Here is a 19,357-nt window from a genome sequence, read left to right as displayed (position 1 = left end):
CTGGTCTTTGTTTATCCAAATCCTATTTATGAATCAAAATATATTTCTTTGATTCCTTATTTCACTCGGACGCATTTGAGTATACTTGGCACACAATTTATATAAAGCTGCGGTAGAATTATAGCCAATAATTTCTGCTATTCGTTCGAAACTTAAGTTTGTTTCTGCAATAAGTTCATATGCTTTTTTAAAACGTATATTATTTAAAAGTTCTTGAAAAGAGGAACCCGTTTGTTTTTTCAATTTATAACTCAAGTAATCTTTGTTATAGCCAAATTCCTTTGCGATTATTGAAAGAGTTGCTTCCTTATAATTCTTTTCAATGTAACTTAATAAATTTAATAATTCATTATCACAGATATTTTGTTGATTTAAGTTTTCTGCTTCTAGTAGGCGAGTCATTTCAATCAATAAGATCGATAGGTTTAAATTAAGAGAACGCATATAGTAAGGTTTTTTTTCAAAAAACTCGATCAGCATATTTTCAATCAAATCTTGGACTCTTTTGTTGTTTCCGGTTCTAAAAATTAAATGCGGGTATTTCTGTTTCACTTCACTATGACTAGTAAGCAAAAACTCATTAACAACGCTAGATGATTTTATCATATTAACTATTAGCTCTGTACTGATTGATGACTCTTTAATCAATATATTGATTAAAATATCATTTTTACTTAAAGCATCAATTTCTTGGATAGAATTTTTATCTAGCATCAGAATTTCTCCTTGCTCTAAAAAAATTTCTTCTCCATTGATTCTATGATTGCTCTTTCCTGAAAGCATATAGTTTAATTCCACAAACGCGTGTCTATGCGCAGGCATTGGGGCATATCGATGATGTTTGCTGATGAAAATATTTCCGTCCTCAAAATAAATCTCTTCAGGTATCTGAGGAATAGCTTCACTTTTAAAGTCTAATTCTAAATCATTGATATTTTGCCCATGAACACTTTGCATTTTCTCAATAAGTGTTTCTTGGAAAAAAAAATCCTTTATTTTATCAATCATCACAGCCAACTCCATCTAAATTCAGTATAATTTAATATTACCTGATTTTCCCAAAGTATCAACTCCCACAAAAAAAAGACGCCCCAAAAGGAACGTCTTTCATCAATCAAAGATCAGCGAGATTCTGCAGTAACAGAAACAGTTGCCCATGGGTTATGGTCAACATCGTATGCCCAATCAAAATCTTTCACACGGTCTGAAATAGGTAATACTTCATTACGGTAAAGTGTTGGGATAACGAATGCTTCGTCAAATGCGTATTCTTGCCATGCATCAAATGCTTCTTTGCGTTTTGTATCATCAAATGAATCCGTTGAATCGATTGCTTCTAATAGCTTCGTGTTTTCATCTGAAGAGAAACGTGTGTAGTTATATGCTGCTGTCGCACCATACAAACCTGAAGGTGATGGATCTGAACCTGTACCCCAAGCGCCTTGGTATACATCGATTTCAGGATCATCATTTTCTAATTTGTCATAGAATGCTTGGAAGTCGATCAAACGACCAGTTGTATATTGTACATCTAGTCCGATTTCATTCCATTGTTGGATGTAGTAATCAGCCAATGGTTGCGCTGTTTCGCCACCTGACATTGACGCAAAATTGATCGTTAATTTTTCGCCATCTTTGTCTTCACGCATGCCATCGCCATCCACATCTTCGTAGCCTGCATCATCAAGCAATTGGTTTGCTTTGTCGATGTTGTACGTATAGCCTTCAATCTCTGTATCATGCAATGTACCAAATACTGGTGGGATCAAAGTCGTTGCGTTTGTACGCAAACCATTGTAGAAACGGCTGCCGACTGCATCATTGTCTAATGCATAGCCCATTGCTTGGCGCAATGATTTGTCTGCCATTTTTGCATCTGGATCTGTTACAACTTCATTAGCATCAGAATCCCATGTACCTAATTTGAAACCAATATAAGTATATGCTTGTTCTGGACGGCCTAAGATTTGATAACCATCAGTGTCTTTATATGTTGGATACGTATCTGTTGGCATTGATAAAGCTAGATCATATTGTTTCGCATTCAAACCTTCTACGATTGACGCAGATGGAACTGCTTTAAATGATAACTTATCTAGTTTTGGTGCACCACCATAGTAATATTCGTTTGGTACATATTCTACAGACTCACCAGAAACGATGTTAGACATTACATAAGGACCAAACACAACTGGGTTTTTACGAACGGGATCACTTGATTCCATATCTTTGATCGCAATGCCGTCAAACGTATGTTTTGGTAGTGCAGAAGCCCACACACCGCCACCAGCTTGTAACATACCTGGATGTACTTGTTTGTATTCGATTGTTACGACTTTGTCGCTTTCTTTTGTGATACCTGAGATCGTATCAGATTTGCCATCATGGTAATCTTCCATGCCGACGATGTTTGTGAAGTTGCTGTCATAACGCACACCTGTGTAGTCTTTGTTACCGATTACTTCATAAGAGAAAATCACGTCATCTGCGGTTACATCTTCACCGTCAGACCATTTTAAATTGTCACGCAATGTGATCGTTGCTGTATTGTTGTCTTGATCGATTTCTAAGTTTGCTGCGCCGCCATCCACGATTTTGAAGTCAGCATCTGTTAAAAACAGACTTTCATTACTTGGAGACATGAATTGAGCATCATACGCATCTTGATAGAATTCTGTTTGGAACAATCCTTGGAACTGTGTATCCATTACCACTGCAACGTCAAGTGTACCGCCGTCCACTGCGTCTGCATCATTTGTAACTGAAGTCGGGAAGCTGCTCACATCTTCTGTTTCAGTAGCTGAGTTGCTGCCGTCAGATGAATCTGTTCCACCACTATTACTGCCACAAGCTGCCAATGCTAACACTGACAAAAGAGTGACCATACCAAAAATATTTTTCTTCATCCTGTATCCTCCTTAGTTTATCCTAACCGTTGACGCGCATCTGCTGAACGCTTGAATGCTTGACCAACGTAATTTATACTCAACATCAAAACCAAAATCAGAATTGACGCGGGTAACCAAATCCACTGTCTATTGACCAGCACATCACCACTGCTGGCATACCCAATCAATGTCCCTAAACTTGGCACATTCGTTGGTAGACCAAAACCTAAGAATGTTAGTGTCGTTTCAATACCAATATTGGCTGCAAAGTTCATTGTTAAGTTGGTGATGATCAATGAGCTCAAGTTTGGCATGATTTCTCGGAACATAATGACAAAGTCATTGGTTCCTAATGTTTTCGACGCACTAACATAATCTCTACGGCCTTCTGACAAGGTTTTGCTTCGGAAAAGCCGTGCTTTCCCGACCCAGTAAAAGGCACTCATGACCCATATAAAGGTCCAAACATCATAACGAGGAACGATCGACACGATAACGATAATGATCAACATGATTGGCAAGATCATCACGAAATCAACGATACGCATCAAAATATTGTCGATCATGCCGCCATAGTAACCAGAAATGATCCCTAGGCCAACCCCTACGATCGAGGTAATGATCGTAATGGAAAAACCAATCAAAATCGAATTACGGGCACCAATGATCAATTGTCCCCAAACATCACGGCCACCTTCATCCGCCCCTAAAAGGTAGGTGCCGCCGTTTGGTGAAACAGCGCCAGGCACTGCATACTTATCAAGGATACTTACACGCATCACTTGCGTTTGATCGATCATCGCCGAACCAATAAACACGAATAATAAAACTGCGACTAAAAATACCAAAGAAAAAATGGCAATTCTGTCTTTTAGAAATTCGCGAAAAATCATTTTTAATCCCATAGGCGGGATACTTTCTTGTTTTAAATCTTTATCTTTTTTTTCAGACATGCTTTATCCCCTCCTATTACTGGATTCTGATTCTTGGATCGACAATACTCATAATAATATCAGACAACAATGTACCGATCAGTGTCGCTAATCCTAAGATCAACGTCAATGACGTGATCACTGCGTAATCTCGCTGTACGATACTATCGATAAATAGTTTTCCTACACCTGGATAAGCAAAGATTTTTTCGATAACCACAGATCCAGCAATCAATGAAGTGATCTCATAGCCCATTTGTGAAGCGATCGGCAATGAGGCATTTCGGAAGACGTGGCGTGAAAATACTTTATTCGTTGGCACCCCTTTTGAACGTGCTGTACGAACGAAATCCAGTGATTTAGAATCGATGACTTCACTGCGCAGATATTGAATCGTGACAGCAGTCCCCAATAAAGCTGAGGTAATCGATGGCAAAATCAAATGATACAATCGACTCCAGAATTCATCCATCCCGCTGACACCAGGTACGACAGAGCCGCTCGTTGGGAACCAGCCCAAACGATACCCAAAAATGAAGAGTGCCAACAAAGCAAAGATAAACAATGGAACCGCAAAACTAAAGAAGTTATAGACAACAACTGCTTTATCGATCAAAGAGTCTTGGTAGCGCCCTGCCAACATCCCTAATGGAATGGCAATCAGATAGGTCAGAATCACTGTCAGCAAAGATAACCACAGTGTATTGCTGATCCGGCCTGATAGTAAGGTAGCTACAGGTAATTTATAGATAAAACTTTGCCCAAAATCACCTTGAACGGCATTACCGATCCAACGGAAATATTGGGTATACCATGGATCATTCAACCCAGCAGCTTCCCGCATCCGTTCAATCACCGCAGGATCTTGGTTTGGATTGATCAATCCGGTAAACGGATCCCCTGGCATTGCTTGTGCAATCAAGAAAATCAAAATACTCAAAATAATGACTTGAGGGATCATCAACAACAAACGACGTAGAATTGTTTTCCACATTATTCAGCACCCCCATTTTTCAATGCGACTTGATGTGATGCGGTAATTGTCCGCAAATCATACACCCGACCCGTTTCATCATAATAATCTTTTTGATGCGTCACGTAATCTAATTCTACACGACGACGGTTTTCTTTATGGGCCTCACGATTTTTTACATCAATTTGAGGAATAGCTGATAATAAGCGCTTGGTATAGATATGGCGTGGATCTTGATAAATATCTTCTCTTGATCCGATCTCAACAAAACGGCCTTTGTACATGATCGCGATATTGTCACACATATGTTTGACGACACCTAAGTCATGAGAGATAAACAAGAAACTTAAGCCGAATTCTTGTTGGATGCGTTTCATAAAGTTCAATACTTGCGCTTGAACCGATAGATCCAATGCAGATACAGGTTCATCTGCTACGATCAATTTAGGATTCGAAGCAACTGCTCGGGCAACACCCAAACGTTGTCTTTGACCACCAGAGAATTCATGGGGATATTTGTACAAAGCATCCTCAGGCATACCCACGATGTCTAACAAGCGTTTGACGCGTTGTTTTTCTTCTTGATCACTTAGACGTTCAAAGTTTCGTAATGGTTCCGCAATGATATCGATGACCCGTTTTTTGGGATTCAAACTCGACATGGAATCTTGGAAGATCATTTGCACATCTTTATTGTAGTTCATTTTTTTGCGCGCCGCACGTTTCGTCACGTCTTGGCCTTCATAAATGATTTCTCCGCTAGTGACTTTCTCTAAACCGACAATTGCTTTACCAGTCGTCGATTTACCTGAACCTGATTCCCCTACTAAACCATAGGTCTTGCCTTTTTCGATCACAAAGTCAACGCCATCTACAGCATAGACAAAATCCGTGACGCGATTGAAGAACCCGCTGCGAATTGGATAGTGGACTTTCAGATCTTTGATTGTAATTAATTCTGTCATCTACACTTCTCCTTCTTCGTCTCTAAAATGGAAATGCTTGTAGCACGTGCAACGGACTAGATGATCCGGTGCAACTTCATGCAAGACCGGATTTTCTTCATGGTCGCTTGCAGGGATCCAAGGAATCCGTGCAGCGAAACGACAGCCTGTACGAGGCATGTTTTTCAAAGAAGGCACAACGCCTTCGATCACATGCAACTCATCATTTTGAGAATTTTCTTGTGGGATCGAGTTTAATAATGACTGTGTGTAAGGGTGTTGCGGGTTGGAAAACAATTCTTCTGCAGTAGCCACTTCAACGAATTGTCCACCATACATCACGGCTACCCGATCAGCCATTTCAGCCACGACACCTAAGTCATGCGTAATCAAAATAATCCCAGTTTGCGTTTCTTCTTGCAGATCTTTCAGTAAATCCAAAATTTGTGCTTGAATCGTTACATCAAGCGCTGTAGTTGGTTCATCCGCAATGATGATCGGCGGTTTGCATGCAATCGCGATAGCAATGATGACACGTTGCCGCATCCCCCCAGATAACTCATGGGGATATTGACGACCCACCCGCGGTGGATTTGGGATCCCAACTTGTTCTAATAATTCCAATGCCCGAGCTTGACGCTGTTCAGCTGACATATCGGTATGGTAAGATAAACCTTCTTTGATTTGATCTTCAATACGCATCAATGGGTTCAATGCTGACAATGGATCTTGGAAGATCATCCCGATATCGTTACCGCGGATTTTGTTGTACAGGGTTTCATTTAAATTTGATAAATTTAAATCTTTATATAAGATTTCCCCCGTGATTTTGGTGTTGTTAGGATCATGCAATCCCATAATAGTGGTTGCTAATGTACTTTTTCCGCAGCCAGATTCTCCAACGATCGCTAATATCTCATTGCGGTCTAAGGTGAAAGAAATACCATCTACTGCATCATAGTAATCATCTTTAATACGGAAACCTGTATGAAGGTTTTGAACATCTAGTAACTGATTATCTCTGGACAATCGAATACCCCTCTCTACTTTCTAAGATGACGTGCACGTGCTAATAAAAAACTAGGAATAAACGAATGAATTCCGAAAGCTTTCTTAACAATGTATAATATATTCTTAATAATTATATAGAAATGATTCTAATAATGCAAGCCCTACAAAAATAAAAACACTGAATTTTCAGAATACTTACAATAGTCTTACATCATTGCCATGTCAACTTTTCAATCTCATCAATCAAGTCGTGAAACACTATAATAAAGGCTCCCTTATTGAAGAAAAAAGGATAAAGAAAGAGCCAAGTCATCTAGGACTTAGCTCTTTTAAACTGTCTTAAGCAAGATGGCTTGAAATATAATCAACCGCTCCACCGACTGTTTCGATCTGCTCGGCATCTTCATCTGAAATTTCGGTACCAAATTCATCTTCTAGTTCTAGGACGAATTCCATCACACTGATCGAATCAGCGTTCAAGTCGTCTTTAATGCTCATTGTATCCGTCACGTTCTCGGCATCAATCTCAAAATGATTGGCGATCACGACTGCTACTTTCTTGAATACTTCATCTCGTGTCAACTGGCTTCACCTCCACGCGTTTGCACAAAACATAGAATGGCTAAGAAACATTGTACTGCTTTCCCATGCATTTGTCTAGGCTTTTTTTGCAATTTTGTTACAACGATGTCATTCCGATTGCGAAGCTGACGTTGCTGTGTTTGATTCATAATGCGCCACCAATTGCGCAACGACATCTGTTGCAAGCATCGCATGGATTTGTTTGATGGTATACGCAACCGCTTCTGGCCCCGTAGAGCCGTGGGTCTTGATGACTGGCGCCTTTAAACCAAAGAGAACAGCACCGCCATGTTTGGCGTAATCCATCTCATTTTTGACATTTCGCAAAGCATCTTTCAATAATACAGCACCTAACTTACCTTTGATGCCAGCATCCATGATCGAAGATTTCAATAAGCCCATCAAATTCAAGGCTGTGCCTTCAATTGATTTTAAGACTGCATTCCCAGTGAAGCCATCCGTCACAACAACATCTGCTGCGCCATTCAGTAACTCTCTCGCCTCAACGTTGCCAATAAAATGGATCGACGGTTCTGCAGAAAGCAATTCAAAAGCTTTCTTCGTTAATTCACTGCCTTTGGTTTCTTCTGTTCCATTATTTAAAAGGCCTACACGTGGGGTACTGATGCCGCGCACTTTTTGTGCATAGAAAGAACCTAACACCGCATAGTTAACCAAATGTTCTGGTTTGTTGTCTGCATTCGCACCTAGATCCAGCATATCAAACCCGGCATCTTTACCAATCACAGGCATCGTTGACATCAATCCAGGTCGATCGATCCCTTTGATCCGTCCAACGATGAACAGACCTGCTGCTAACAGCGCGCCGGTGTTGCCGGCAGAAAAAATAGCATCTGCTCGTCCTTCTTTGACTGCTTGTGCAGCTAGTACCATTGAAGCTGTTTTTTTCCGTCGAATCGCTTTGACGGGTTCATCATCGCTATTGATTTTTTCATCGGTATGAATAATTGTGATCTGACTTTCATCTGTCACATATTTTCTGATCTCATTTTCTTTTCCATATAATTGAAACGCAATATCTGGAAAGTCTTTTTTTGCCAGCATGACACCTTCCACGATGGCTTTTGGGGCGTTATCTCCACCCATTGCATCGACGGCAATTCGCATGTCGTTGCCACTCCCTTCATTTTCTTCATTAGTATAGCATAATTTATCAATCAAAAAATTGTTTATCGGCTTTTTGCGCAGCCAAATATGCAGCTAATGGTTGATATTCTGGCAATACTTGCCAATTCTTTTTTTGCCAAAGCGCAGTGGCTTCCACTTGGGCGACTTCTAAAATATGGGCATCCGCCACCAGATCTGCTGCAGCAAATTCTGGCAATCCTGACTGACGGTTTCCGAAGACTTCTCCCGGACCACGCAATGCCAAATCTTTTTCACTGACGATAAAGCCATTGGTGGTTTCAGTCATGATCGTCATTCTGGCCACGCCTGTTTCATTCTTAGGATTGGCGATCAAAATACAATAAGAGGCATCTGCCCCACGACCAACGCGCCCCCGCAGTTGATGCAACTGTGCCAAACCAAACCGATCGGCATCAATGATCAGCATCACTGTCGCATTTGGTACATTGACACCGACTTCGATGACGGTCGTGGACACCAAAATCTGCGTCTCGTTTTCTTTGAAAGCAGCCATGATTGCATCTTTTTCGTCATTTTTCATTTTGCCATGCAGCATTCCCACTTGATAGGTCGGTGCATAGTAACTTTGCAATTGTTCATAAATTTCTGTCGCATTTTTGACGTCCAGCATTTCAGATTCTTCAATCAGCGGACAAATCACATACATCTGATGTCCTGCGGAAAGTTCTCTTTGTGCCCATTCTAAGATAGCGTCAAATTGAGGTGGTCTGACCCAGCGGGTTTCGACGGGTATGCGGCCAGCGGGCATTTCATCAATGATCGAAACATCCATTTCACCATAGGCGGTGATCGCTAATGTCCGCGGAATTGGCGTAGCAGTCATAAATAAAACATCTGGCGCATAGCCTTTCTCTCGCAAAACTTTTCGTTGATTGACACCAAATCGATGCTGTTCGTCTGTGATCACTAAACCCAAATGAGCAAAGTCAACGCCTTCTTGGATCAGCGCATGGGTGCCAACAACGATATCGATCTCGCCGGCTGCTAACGCAGCAAGGATCGCTCGTCGTTCTTTGGTCTTAGTCGATCCTGTCAACAGTGCTGTCCGAACTTCTAACGGATCGAACAACTGATTGAGGCTCTCCAGATGCTGTTGCGCCAAAATCTCGGTTGGCACCATCAATGCCCCTTGAAATCCGGCAGTCATCGTGGCGTATAAGGCGATCGCAGCAACGACGGTTTTGCCGCTTCCTACATCGCCTTGTAATAAGCGCTGCATATGTTGCGGACTCTTCAAATCATGGCAGATTTCATTGGTGACTCGCTTTTGGGCATTCGTTAGTTCGAAAGGCAACTGGCGGGTAAATGTTTTGAGCCGCTGGACATCATAATCGATGACTACCCCATTCTTTGCATCTTTCTCACTGCGTTTCAAGCCTTGGATCTGCATTTGAAATAAGAAGAATTCTTCAAAAATGACTCTGCGCTTGGCTTGATGGCTGTCTTGGGGCTGCTTAGGAAAATGCATGGCAAACATTGCAGCATCGCGACGCATCAAACGATACTTATCGATCAAAGTTTGCGGCAAGATTTCCGGGATTTGATCGCCAAAGTCCGTAAATGCTTGCTTGATCAGTTCGATCAAGACGCTTTGGCGCACCGATTTATTGACATGATAGATTGGTGCAAACTCTTCACTGCTTTTGCTGCCAATGATTTTCATACCTGTCATTGCTTTGCGTTTGGCATCCCATTTGCCATATACCGCAATCTCTTCTGATAATTCTACTTTGTCTTTTAGATAAGGTTGATTAAAAAAAGAAACATTGAAGACATCGTGGTCTTGCATCATACGAAATTGCAGACGGCTCTTTTTATAGCCAAATCGATTGACTACGGGCGGTGAAACGACAATGCCTTTGATCGTTACTTTTTCTTGATCTTGGATTTCTGCCAATTGTCGTTCTTGAATATCTTCATAGCGAAAAGGATAATATTTCAGCAAGTCTTCGATGGTTTCAATGCCTAGACTAGCAAGGTCCTGGGCGCGCTTTTCACCGACACCTTTCAGCACGGTCAATGGCTGCTTTAACATGCGAATCTCCTTTCATGTGTTGTTCGTTGTCTTCATAGAGCACTTCGCTGATCGCGATTGATGCACTGATACGAAAAAGCGAGGACAAAAATCGTTTGTTCGATTTTTGCCCCCGCCTGCCTATTTTGATTATTCTGCTGAGAAGAGATACGGATAGACTGGTTGATCTCCTTGATGGATTTCCACTTCGATCTCTGGGTGTAATGCTAGAATCGCTTCTTCGATTTTGTTTGCTTCTTTGGCTTTGCCTTCTTCACCGATCATGATCGTCACGATTTCTGTGTCTTCTGTGATCATTTTTTGCAATGTCGTCATCGAAGCAGAGAAACGATCTGGTACGGATACAACGATCTTTCCGTCCACCATGCCTAAGAAGTCGCCTTCTGTGATCTCAATACCATCAATAGAGGTATTGCGAATCGCATGGGTCACAGACCCGCTGGCTACGCTTGCCAAAACATCTGTCATGGCTTGTTTGTTTTCCTCAAGACTTGCTTGCTCGTGGAAGGCCAACATCGCTGTCATTCCTTGAGAAATCGTCCGCGTCTCAACAACTGCGACAGGTACATCTGCCACTTCAGCTGCTTGTTGCGCAGCCATAAAGATGTTTTTGTTGTTTGGCAAGACGATGACTTGGTCCGCGTTGACTTCTTTGACAGCAGATAAAATATCTTCTGTGCTTGGGTTCATCGTTTGACCGCCACTGATCACATAGGCAGCACCTAGGCTTGTAAACAATTGTTTCAATCCTTCGCCAGCTGCGATCGCGATGATCGCATAAGGTGTCCGAGGACGTGGTGCAGGCGCAGCATCGTTCGTTTGGTGGTCATGTTCTAGAATCGTTTCGTGTTGTACACGCATATTGTCGACTTTGATTTTCACCAATGAACCGAATTTTTGACCATAGTTCATGACTTCACCTGGATGTTCAGTATGCACATGGACTTTGATGATTTCATCATCATTGACCACTAGCAAAGAATCTCCTAGTTCGTTCAAATAATTACGGAATGTATCGTAATCAAAATCGCTGTCCACCGTAGGACCTTCACCGATTTTGACCATGATTTCAGTACAATAACCAAAGGTAATATCTTCAGTCGCCATATGTCCTTGCACACTGCGGTGATGTTCTGCATTGACCATCTCATCCATTGCTGCAGGTGTCGGTTCAAATACTTCATCCGCTTGATATTCGCCGCTCAAAGCATTTAGGAATCCTTCATAAATAAACAGCAGTCCTTGACCGCCACTATCTACGACCCCAACTTCTTTTAAGACCGGCAATAAATCTGGGGTTTTTGCCAAAGCGCGTTTGGCACCGTGAACAACAGCTTTCATCACTTCCACGCAGTCATCGCTGGTTTGAGCTTTCTTTTCACCATATTCAGCTGCGATGCGCGCAACTGTCAGAATCGTTCCTTCGACAGGTTTCATGACTGCTTTATAAGCAGTTTCAACGCCATGCGTAAAGGCTTGTGCCAATTCTGGTGCAGTGACTGTATCCACTGTCGGGATCGCTTTTGAAAAGCCGCGAAATAGCTGTGACAAAATCACGCCGGAGTTCCCCCGCGCGCCCATCAATAATCCTTTTGACAGTGTTGCTGCCAATTCGCCAACTTTTTCAGATGTTGCATCGGATACTGCTTTGGCACCGCTTGTCATTGATAGGTTCATATTGGTTCCTGTGTCGCCATCAGGAACAGGAAAAACATTTAATGAGTTGACAAACTCTGCATTTACTTGTAGACGAGATGCGCCGGCCTGCACCATTTCTTGAAACTGACTTGCGCTGATATTCGTTACCTTCACTTAGATAGTCCTCCTTAAAATCATCCGCCGTGAACGGATCCCTTGCCTAATCTGGCAGTACACGTACGCCTTGAACAAATACATTGACCGAATTCGCGGATACACCTAGCATGGTTTCTAAGTTGTATTTCACTTTTTCCTGTACGTTGCGGGAAACTTCGGAAATTTTGGTTCCATAGCTGACGATCGTGTATACATCCACTGCAATGCCGTTTTCTTCTTGACGGATCACGACACCACGAGCATAATTTTCTTTACGTAAAATTTCATTGATGTTATCTTTGATTTGTTTCTTGCTGGCCATCCCAACGATACCAAATACATCTGTTGCTGCACCACCGACGACTGTCGCGATGACTTCATTGCTGATTTCAATAATACCTGCTGAGGTTTGAATTTTAACAGCCATTATATAGCCTCCTTAAAGGGGAAATTCCCATCTTTCTACTTAACATATTTTATCATAGCTGTACTGCAAATAAAAGGATGTGACTTACGAAAAGGGGCGTTATAGCAGAACTTTATCTATTCTGACCTTGTTTAATTTACAATGTTTACTGTGAAAAGTCAATGTTTCCTGGAAATTACACTTGCATTTTTCAGCATTCTATGATAAATTCAGATGGTATGAGCTGAAATAGCGCTCCAACATCAAGGCAAAGGAGGAAATAACCACATGGCTAAAGTTTGTTACTTTACTGGACGTAAAACTACAAGTGGAAACAATCGTTCTCACGCAATGAATGCGACAAAACGTACTGTGAAACCTAACTTGCAAAAAGTTCGCGTTATGATTGACGGAAAACCTAAAAAAGTTTGGGTGTCAACTCGTGCTTTGAAATCTGGAAAAGTTGAGCGCGTGTAACCACACCTTTTCAGGCCGTTCTAAGGAACGGTCTTTTTTTTGTGCATTTTTTCTTTGGATGCACTTATGTTTTCATTAAAGTCAGCAGGCGATTGTTTTTTTAATCTATTTACTTGTGGTAAACTAAGAAAAAACTTCATAAGAAATAGGTGACTATTCGTGCAAACTATCAAAGCTTTTGTTAAAGAACATCGCCGCTATATGCTGGCTAGTTTTTTCTTGCCCTTTTTGATCATGGCGCTGATTTATTTAACGATTGGCATATATCCTGGGAGCAGCCGCAGCGTATTGGCTAGTGATGCCTTTTCACAATTTTCAAATTTCCATGCGAGCTTTCGCAATATGCTATTAGGTAAACAAAGTATTTTTTATACGTGGAATGCCTCATTGGGTCTGAATTATTTGGCACTGATATCTTATTATTTGGGCGGGATCTTCACGCCGCTGGTCTTGTTCTTTCCAAACCAGTTGATGCCAGATGCGCTGTATTTCCTAACCTTGATCAAGATTGGCAGTGCCGGACTAGCATTTTGGTTTTATGCGAGTCAAACTTTCAAAGTGCAGCGTTGGCAGCATGTCACTTTGTCCGTATGTTATGCGTTGATGTCTTTCATAACAGCCCACTCTGAATTGATCATGTGGTTGGATGCGATGATCTATTTGCCACTGGTCATTTTGGGTATTGATCGGTTGATCCAAAAACGCAAACCGCTTCTCTTATTTGTCAGTTATCTGCTGCTATTTTTGTCTAGTTTTTATATGGGGTTCATGATTGGTGTTTTTTCCGTCCTATACTGTCTTGTAGAGTTGGGACGCAATTGGACACAAGCCAAAGGTGCCGTGATTCCATATAGCCTGACAGCGCTCCTCGCTGGTGGTGCCTCAATGATCATCGTCTTACCAGCCATTATGGATTTGCACTCTAACGGTGAGGCCTTGACCACAGTGACAAAATTTAAAACTGAAGCGACTGATGTCTTGGATATCGTGATGAAGAACATGGTTGGCGTCTACGATACAACCAAATACGGATCGATCCCTTTTATCTACATTGGTCTAGTACCATTGTTGTTCTGTATATTGTATTTCGTTTCAAGAAAAGTACCATTGAAAGATAAATTGCTTTATGGATGCTTATTCGGCATTTTGATTGCCAGTTTTTATATCGTACCGTTGAATTTGTTTTGGCATGGGATGCATGCGCCTAATATGTTTCTTTTTCGTTATGCCTATCTCTTTTCATTCTTGGTGATCATGCTTGCCGGTTATGGCTGGGAACAGTTGCAGCAAAAAGACCGCGGTCTATTTGTCATTATTGGATTATCGACGATTGTTGTCTTCGCACTGTCCTATGCCTTAAAAGGTGCAGACAGTTACGACTATGTCACGATCACTTCGTTTGCATTGACGATCGTTTTTCTGATTCTCTATCTTCTGTGTGTCAGCTTTGGACAAGTAGGCTTACTCACTCAGAAAAGAGTGTCCCTGTTGATGCTGGTCTTCGTCTGCGGCGAAATGGCGGTCAATACCAGCGGCATGCTTCGGGGGATTTTGGATGATTGGAATTATGCCTCTCGTAGTCTGTATACAGAACCCTATGATGATATCCGCACACTTGTTACCCAAGCGAATGAAGCCAACGACACTTTTTTCCGTCTTGAGAACTTAGATCCAGTTTCTTCAAATGATAGTATCAATTATGGCTACAGCGGCGTCAGCATGTTTTCTTCAATCAGGAACCGCAATTCTTCCAGTTATCTAGACCAACTAGGATTTCGGTCCCGTGGAACCAACTTGAACATTCGTTATTTGAACAATACGTTGCTGATGGATGCATTTACAGGAATCAAATATAATATCTCAAAACAAAACCTGACAAAATATGGCTTTGAGCGTGTGGGTGAATCAGGTGCCTACAAGTTGTATGAAAACAAGAACGCTTTGCCACTGGCTTTCTTAGCTGATCCAACAATCAAGGATATTGAACAACCCGCAAATGATAATTTGACTAGTCAAACCAATTTGATCAACGGTTTGGCAAACGCCAATTATACGTATTTTTCCTTTCAGCCTATCACTGTGATCCATACAGAAAATACGGATATCTCAGATGATGGCATGTATACAAAATTGACTGAACAAACATTTAATGAAGCAAAAGAAGTGACTTGGCAAGTAGAAGTCCCTGCCCATACACAAGCCTATCTCAGTTTGTACCCAGCGAACTTTGGCGAACTCGACAGTTCATCTGCTACTGTTACCGTCAATGGGATCAAACGAGAAACGCAAATCAGTATCAATGGACAATACTATGATTTAGGTACCTTTGATGAAGCAACGACGGTACAATTTACTGCAAGTTTTTACGGTACAGATGAGATTTCATTCCAGAATCCGCAAGTCGTGACCTTGGATACCCAAGCATACCAATCAGCCATCAACGCCATCCAAGAACGCGGTGTTGAGATGACAGTTGGCAAGCGCAGTGCGGAAGCTGAGATCACCACGGATACAGAACAACAATTGGTGACAACGATCCCTTACGATAAGGGCTGGTCAGCGACTTTAGATGGTGAATCGGTACCAATCACAGCCTTCCAAGATGGCTTTATCAGTATGACGATCCCTAGTGGTACGCATCAGCTGAAATTGACCTATTTACCGCAAGGATTCTTACCAGGTGTTTGCTTGTTCTTTGTCTGCATCGCGTTGTTCATCTTGTTTCTTTGGTTATACCCAAAGTACTTGTCGCGACGCGCGCAAGCTCTAGAAATAGATGACTCAGAAAAATAGATTGAAGCATAAAGAACCACGGGCATGTTTAGGACATACCCGTGGTTTTCTCTATCTAAACACCAAATATCTGTTTGGATCCAACGCATTTTTCTTTACACTCTTCAACATCATTTCCCACAGACTGACCTGCTTGGGTTGTTTCAAAATCCGAAAAACAGATAACCCTTGGTCAAACTTTTGTATCCCCTTTTCTATATCACCCAAAATATACCAATACCACCCTTGATAACAAAGCAAATTGGCGCTATTCATTAAATCTCCTCGATCGAATAAGATTTCTTCTGCCAAATCCAATGCTTCTTTGGCCCACTCAAAATGGCGAAAGTTGATAAACGTACTAAAAGTGCTGAATAGCAAATCTAATTGTACTTCTCGCATCACAGCTAACCCAGATTCTTTTTGGGTTCGAGAAATCGCCGTTTTTAACAGACGATGAGATGTATCAATTGGAAATAAGAACTGAAAATAGCGAAACAGCAACACCTCATAGACACCCCAATCATCGACTTTCAATAGGTATGAAACGACAGGGCGGGTACGAATCCGATAGGTCTCAAAAAAGTGCTCCCTTTGCGTCTGCGCCTCTGTCTGGGTCTGCGCAACATCTCCCTCAAGATTGACTTTAAAAGTATGCTGGATAGAGTCAGCATATAATAAGATGAAGGTACTGTCTTGCTTGTCAGCGATCTCTTTTTTTAGCGCTGTGATTTGTCGTATCCCCCGCTGCATGGATTCAGCGCTCGAGTAGGCATCTTTATTGATAGTAAGTACTCGATCTAGTTGTTCTATAAATACACTTGTCAAGTACATCGGTGTATAAAGCACGTGTTCAAAGTGGGCTGTTCCTTGATCCAAGGCACGCAAATACAAAAATTCCTCGAAGGAAACATTGATTTTTCCCAATAAATGCTCTAAACGATGCAAACTAATATTTGATGCGCCAGTTTCAAACTTGCTGATAAATGAGCGGCTATTCAGGTCATCCGACAAGTGTGCCAGTGTAAATCCCCGCGCTTGGCGTAACTGCTTAAACAATTTTCCTTCTTCCATGAGAAACTCCTTTTCTAAAATAAATAGACGATGCATCGAAGATCATTCCACTATAGTGGAATTATTTACCTTCCTAGTATAAAGGAATCTATACTAACTATACAACTACTAGAAAGTGATGTGATGAATCAATGCAAGTCTATCTGCACAACAAAGGCTATCGTGCCCTCGTCAACGCTGCCCTCTTAACCGGGATCGGCATGAGCTTATTCAATATCGTTTTTGTGATCTATGCCAGTACACTTCCTTTCAACACACTTGCGGTATCACTGGCCTCAATGGCGATGCTGGTGCCTAACTTACTACAAATCGTTACTGGTCATTTGGCGGATCGCACGCAACGGAAAGTACGCTGGATGATGACAAGTCGGCTGTTTCAAGGTGTGCTGTTTTTACTCTTGGCTTGGTTGATCCAGTTACCCCCAAGTTTGATTACATTTTTGCTCCTTTTAGCAATCAATATTTTATCCGATTGCCTTGGCGCTTATAGTGGCGGATTACAATTGCCTTATGTCAGACGTTTAGTTCCCGCAGCAGCATTGGATCAAGCAATGGGCTTTCAAATGGCTTGTCAAACAACGATTCAGATTATTTTCCAAGGGATCGGTGCCTGGGCGATCGTGTTCATGAACCACCAATTTGCTTTATTCGGTGCGATCAACGCTTTGACTTTCTTCTTGGCTGCTATTGTCATTTTTCTGCATCGCCCCTGTTTCATCGATCATACACCCCCGAGCCAGAATCACGGGCGTATTTTTGCAAATACAACAAGTGCCTTTCATTTGGTCACTGCTGGTCCTTTCCTAAGACAAGTATTGTTCTTCGCTTTGATGATCAACACATTAGCCGCCAGTACCTCCGGGCTGATGAATATTGATTTATTGACTGCTGCAAATCTTTGGTTTGCCTCATACGGCAATACAGTGGCGATGACGGGAATCGCCACATCGATTGGCATGATTGCCGGTGCTCTATTCACCAATGATTGGTTTTCTAAAATGGGGTTGATTCAATTGATTGGTTATACCTCCGTCATGATGGCACTGGCGGCAGTGAATTTCTTAGTGATTGGCAACCGCTGGTGGATGATGATCTCGCTCTTTGTTGTCGGTTATTTGATTGGTAAAATCAATCCGCGCCTTTCAGCCTATATCATTAGGGAAATCGATGAAAAACAACTAGCCCTCGTTAGCGGCTTTATCTCGACAGTGGTGATGTTAGGCGGGCCAATCGGTCAATTGGTCTTCTTAGGCATAGCGAACCGTTCATTGATCCTTTGGAGCTGGCTCCTATATATTGTTTTATCCATAACTGTTGCTGCTTTCGCCTGCTATACAGCATATAAAGCAAAAAGACCTGTAGAACGATCAAAAGTTGACATGTAACGATCACAAAAGCGGCCATCCTTCATTGAAAGATGGCCGCTTTGTTTATGCTAATATGATACTTTCCATAGATATAAGCCTTCAGGATGCGCTGTAGGTCCGGCGGCGTTGCGGTCTTTTTGGGCAATGATCTCTGGCAAGCTATCTGGCGCCATACGTCCGTTCCCGATTTTCAGCAATGTCCCTACCATGATCCGAATCATTTTATAGAGAAAGCCATCTCCGCGAAATGTAAATATCAATTCATCCCCAGCAGCATTGACCGCCATTGTTGCTTCATAGATTGTGCGGGTCTTATCTTCCACAGAACTGCCTGTTGCACAAAAACTGGTAAAATCATGGGTGCCTAGCAAATCTGGCAAGGCACGTTGGATTTTTTCTACATCCAATGGGTAAGGAAAATAACTGGCATAATGCCGCCGAAACGGGCTGCGGGGCTTACCGATGTCGACGCGAAATTGATAGGTCTTTTCCTGTACTAAATAGCGGGCATGGAACTGGTCATCAACGATTTCCACTTCTTTGACTGCTATATCCTCTGGTGTTTGGGTATCTAAACCGAAGCGCATTTTTTCGAGGACCCTCGTTTGGGGAAAATCGAAATGAATGACTTGGCCCTCTGCATGGACCCCTGCATCAGTTCGCCCTGACCCATGGATTTGGATAGGATGGCCATTGTTCATGCGGGTCAATGTTTTTTCAATCTCTTCTTGCACTGTCCGTCCGTTCGGCTGTCTTTGAAAGCCTTGGAAGTTGGTGCCGTCGTACGCAATCGTTGCTTTGTATCGTACCATTTCATTCACCTATTTCATTAAAATAAAGAACCGTTGCTTAGACAAATGCGCAGCGCTGAGGTCCTCGCCCACCCTTCATTCAACATGAGCGGTGCCAGCAATTCATCAGACTTGTGCTAT

Annotated in this window: 16 protein-coding genes; 3 read left to right on the top strand and 13 right to left on the bottom strand. The window is 42.0% G+C overall.

From position 1 onward, the window contains the following. Positions 1 to 33: 33 nt before the first annotated feature. The 11 genes from AEQ18_RS07585 to AEQ18_RS07535 form a co-directional block, all read right to left on the bottom strand. On the bottom strand, positions 34 to 1,008 hold the full coding sequence (locus AEQ18_RS07585) for an AraC family transcriptional regulator (protein WP_054115731.1): 975 nt from the start codon (positions 1,006 to 1,008) through the stop codon (positions 34 to 36). A gap of 113 nt (positions 1,009 to 1,121) precedes the next feature. Beyond that, entirely contained in the window at positions 1,122 to 2,906 is a 1,785-nt protein-coding gene (locus tag AEQ18_RS07580; RefSeq protein WP_054115730.1) for an oligopeptide ABC transporter substrate-binding protein, read from the bottom strand. A 17-nt stretch (positions 2,907 to 2,923) separates the two neighbouring features. After that, a complete protein-coding gene (locus AEQ18_RS07575) occupies positions 2,924 to 3,841 on the bottom strand; it encodes an ABC transporter permease (RefSeq protein WP_054115729.1) in 918 nt (305 codons plus the stop codon). 16 nt (positions 3,842 to 3,857) lie between these two features. Next, positions 3,858 to 4,814, bottom strand: a complete 957-nt coding sequence (opp4B, locus tag AEQ18_RS07570) for an oligopeptide ABC transporter permease (protein WP_054115728.1) — start codon at positions 4,812 to 4,814, stop codon at positions 3,858 to 3,860. Further along, positions 4,814 to 5,758 carry an ABC transporter ATP-binding protein gene (locus AEQ18_RS07565; protein WP_054115727.1) on the bottom strand — a complete coding sequence of 315 codons (945 nt, stop codon included), beginning with the start codon at positions 5,756 to 5,758 and terminating at the stop codon, positions 4,814 to 4,816. The genes opp4B and AEQ18_RS07565 overlap by 1 nt, the downstream gene beginning before the upstream one ends. Next, positions 5,759 to 6,766 carry an ABC transporter ATP-binding protein gene (locus tag AEQ18_RS07560; RefSeq protein ID WP_054115726.1) on the bottom strand — a complete coding sequence of 336 codons (1,008 nt, stop codon included), beginning with the start codon at positions 6,764 to 6,766 and terminating at the stop codon, positions 5,759 to 5,761. A 321-nt stretch (positions 6,767 to 7,087) separates the two neighbouring features. Next, positions 7,088 to 7,330, bottom strand: a complete 243-nt coding sequence (gene acpP / locus AEQ18_RS07555; protein ID WP_005227129.1) for an acyl carrier protein — start codon at positions 7,328 to 7,330, stop codon at positions 7,088 to 7,090. A gap of 108 nt (positions 7,331 to 7,438) precedes the next feature. Beyond that, complete coding sequence (gene plsX, locus AEQ18_RS07550) at positions 7,439 to 8,458, bottom strand: phosphate acyltransferase PlsX (protein WP_054115725.1); 1,020 nt, start codon at positions 8,456 to 8,458, stop codon at positions 7,439 to 7,441. A gap of 46 nt (positions 8,459 to 8,504) precedes the next feature. Then, entirely contained in the window at positions 8,505 to 10,541 is a 2,037-nt protein-coding gene (gene recG, locus AEQ18_RS07545; RefSeq protein WP_200908907.1) for an ATP-dependent DNA helicase RecG, read from the bottom strand. A gap of 123 nt (positions 10,542 to 10,664) precedes the next feature. After that, entirely contained in the window at positions 10,665 to 12,347 is a 1,683-nt protein-coding gene (locus tag AEQ18_RS07540; protein ID WP_054115723.1) for a DAK2 domain-containing protein, read from the bottom strand. 46 nt (positions 12,348 to 12,393) lie between these two features. Further along, the gene (locus AEQ18_RS07535) at positions 12,394 to 12,756 is read right to left on the bottom strand and encodes an Asp23/Gls24 family envelope stress response protein (RefSeq protein WP_054115722.1); all 363 of its coding nucleotides are present in this window, start codon (positions 12,754 to 12,756) and stop codon (positions 12,394 to 12,396) included. 267 nt (positions 12,757 to 13,023) lie between these two features. Here AEQ18_RS07535 and rpmB point away from each other — a divergent pair, with 267 nt between their 5' ends. Together rpmB and AEQ18_RS07525 are read left to right on the top strand one after the other, a co-directional pair. Then, positions 13,024 to 13,212, top strand: coding sequence for a 50S ribosomal protein L28 (rpmB, locus tag AEQ18_RS07530; protein ID WP_003128045.1), 189 nt, complete (start codon positions 13,024 to 13,026; stop codon positions 13,210 to 13,212). A gap of 159 nt (positions 13,213 to 13,371) precedes the next feature. Beyond that, positions 13,372 to 16,005 carry a YfhO family protein gene (locus AEQ18_RS07525; protein WP_054115721.1) on the top strand — a complete coding sequence of 878 codons (2,634 nt, stop codon included), beginning with the start codon at positions 13,372 to 13,374 and terminating at the stop codon, positions 16,003 to 16,005. Between the two features lie 51 nt (positions 16,006 to 16,056). On the opposite strand, the gene AEQ18_RS07520 is transcribed toward AEQ18_RS07525, so the two are convergent. Further along, positions 16,057 to 17,058, bottom strand: a complete 1,002-nt coding sequence (locus tag AEQ18_RS07520; RefSeq protein WP_054115720.1) for a helix-turn-helix domain-containing protein — start codon at positions 17,056 to 17,058, stop codon at positions 16,057 to 16,059. A 131-nt stretch (positions 17,059 to 17,189) separates the two neighbouring features. Here AEQ18_RS07520 and AEQ18_RS07515 point away from each other — a divergent pair, with 131 nt between their 5' ends. Beyond that, entirely contained in the window at positions 17,190 to 18,443 is a 1,254-nt protein-coding gene (locus tag AEQ18_RS07515; protein ID WP_054115719.1) for an MFS transporter, read from the top strand. Between the two features lie 50 nt (positions 18,444 to 18,493). On the opposite strand, the gene truA is transcribed toward AEQ18_RS07515, so the two are convergent. Continuing rightward, positions 18,494 to 19,237, bottom strand: a complete 744-nt coding sequence (truA, locus tag AEQ18_RS07510; RefSeq protein WP_054115718.1) for a tRNA pseudouridine(38-40) synthase TruA — start codon at positions 19,235 to 19,237, stop codon at positions 18,494 to 18,496. Between the last annotated feature and the right edge of the window lie 120 nt (positions 19,238 to 19,357).

The sequence above is a fragment of the Enterococcus sp. RIT-PI-f genome, assembly GCF_001297065.1.
Lineage (GTDB): Bacteria > Bacillota > Bacilli > Lactobacillales > Enterococcaceae > Enterococcus_D.
This window is presented reverse-complemented; position numbering and strand designations above follow the sequence as displayed.

Coding starts and splice junctions, on each gene's coding strand:
- AEQ18_RS07585 (WP_054115731.1), bottom strand. CDS start 1,008: ATGATTGATAAAATAAAGGATTTTTTTTTCCAAGAAACACTTATTGAG.
- AEQ18_RS07580 (WP_054115730.1), bottom strand. CDS start 2,906: ATGAAGAAAAATATTTTTGGTATGGTCACTCTTTTGTCAGTGTTAGCA.
- AEQ18_RS07575 (WP_054115729.1), bottom strand. CDS start 3,841: ATGTCTGAAAAAAAAGATAAAGATTTAAAACAAGAAAGTATCCCGCCT.
- opp4B (WP_054115728.1), bottom strand. CDS start 4,814: ATGTGGAAAACAATTCTACGTCGTTTGTTGTTGATGATCCCTCAAGTC.
- AEQ18_RS07565 (WP_054115727.1), bottom strand. CDS start 5,758: ATGACAGAATTAATTACAATCAAAGATCTGAAAGTCCACTATCCAATT.
- plsX (WP_054115725.1), bottom strand. CDS start 8,458: ATGCGAATTGCCGTCGATGCAATGGGTGGAGATAACGCCCCAAAAGCC.
- AEQ18_RS07535 (WP_054115722.1), bottom strand. CDS start 12,756: ATGGCTGTTAAAATTCAAACCTCAGCAGGTATTATTGAAATCAGCAAT.
- rpmB (WP_003128045.1), top strand. CDS start 13,024: ATGGCTAAAGTTTGTTACTTTACTGGACGTAAAACTACAAGTGGAAAC.
- AEQ18_RS07520 (WP_054115720.1), bottom strand. CDS start 17,058: ATGGAAGAAGGAAAATTGTTTAAGCAGTTACGCCAAGCGCGGGGATTT.
- AEQ18_RS07515 (WP_054115719.1), top strand. CDS start 17,190: ATGCAAGTCTATCTGCACAACAAAGGCTATCGTGCCCTCGTCAACGCT.
- truA (WP_054115718.1), bottom strand. CDS start 19,237: ATGGTACGATACAAAGCAACGATTGCGTACGACGGCACCAACTTCCAA.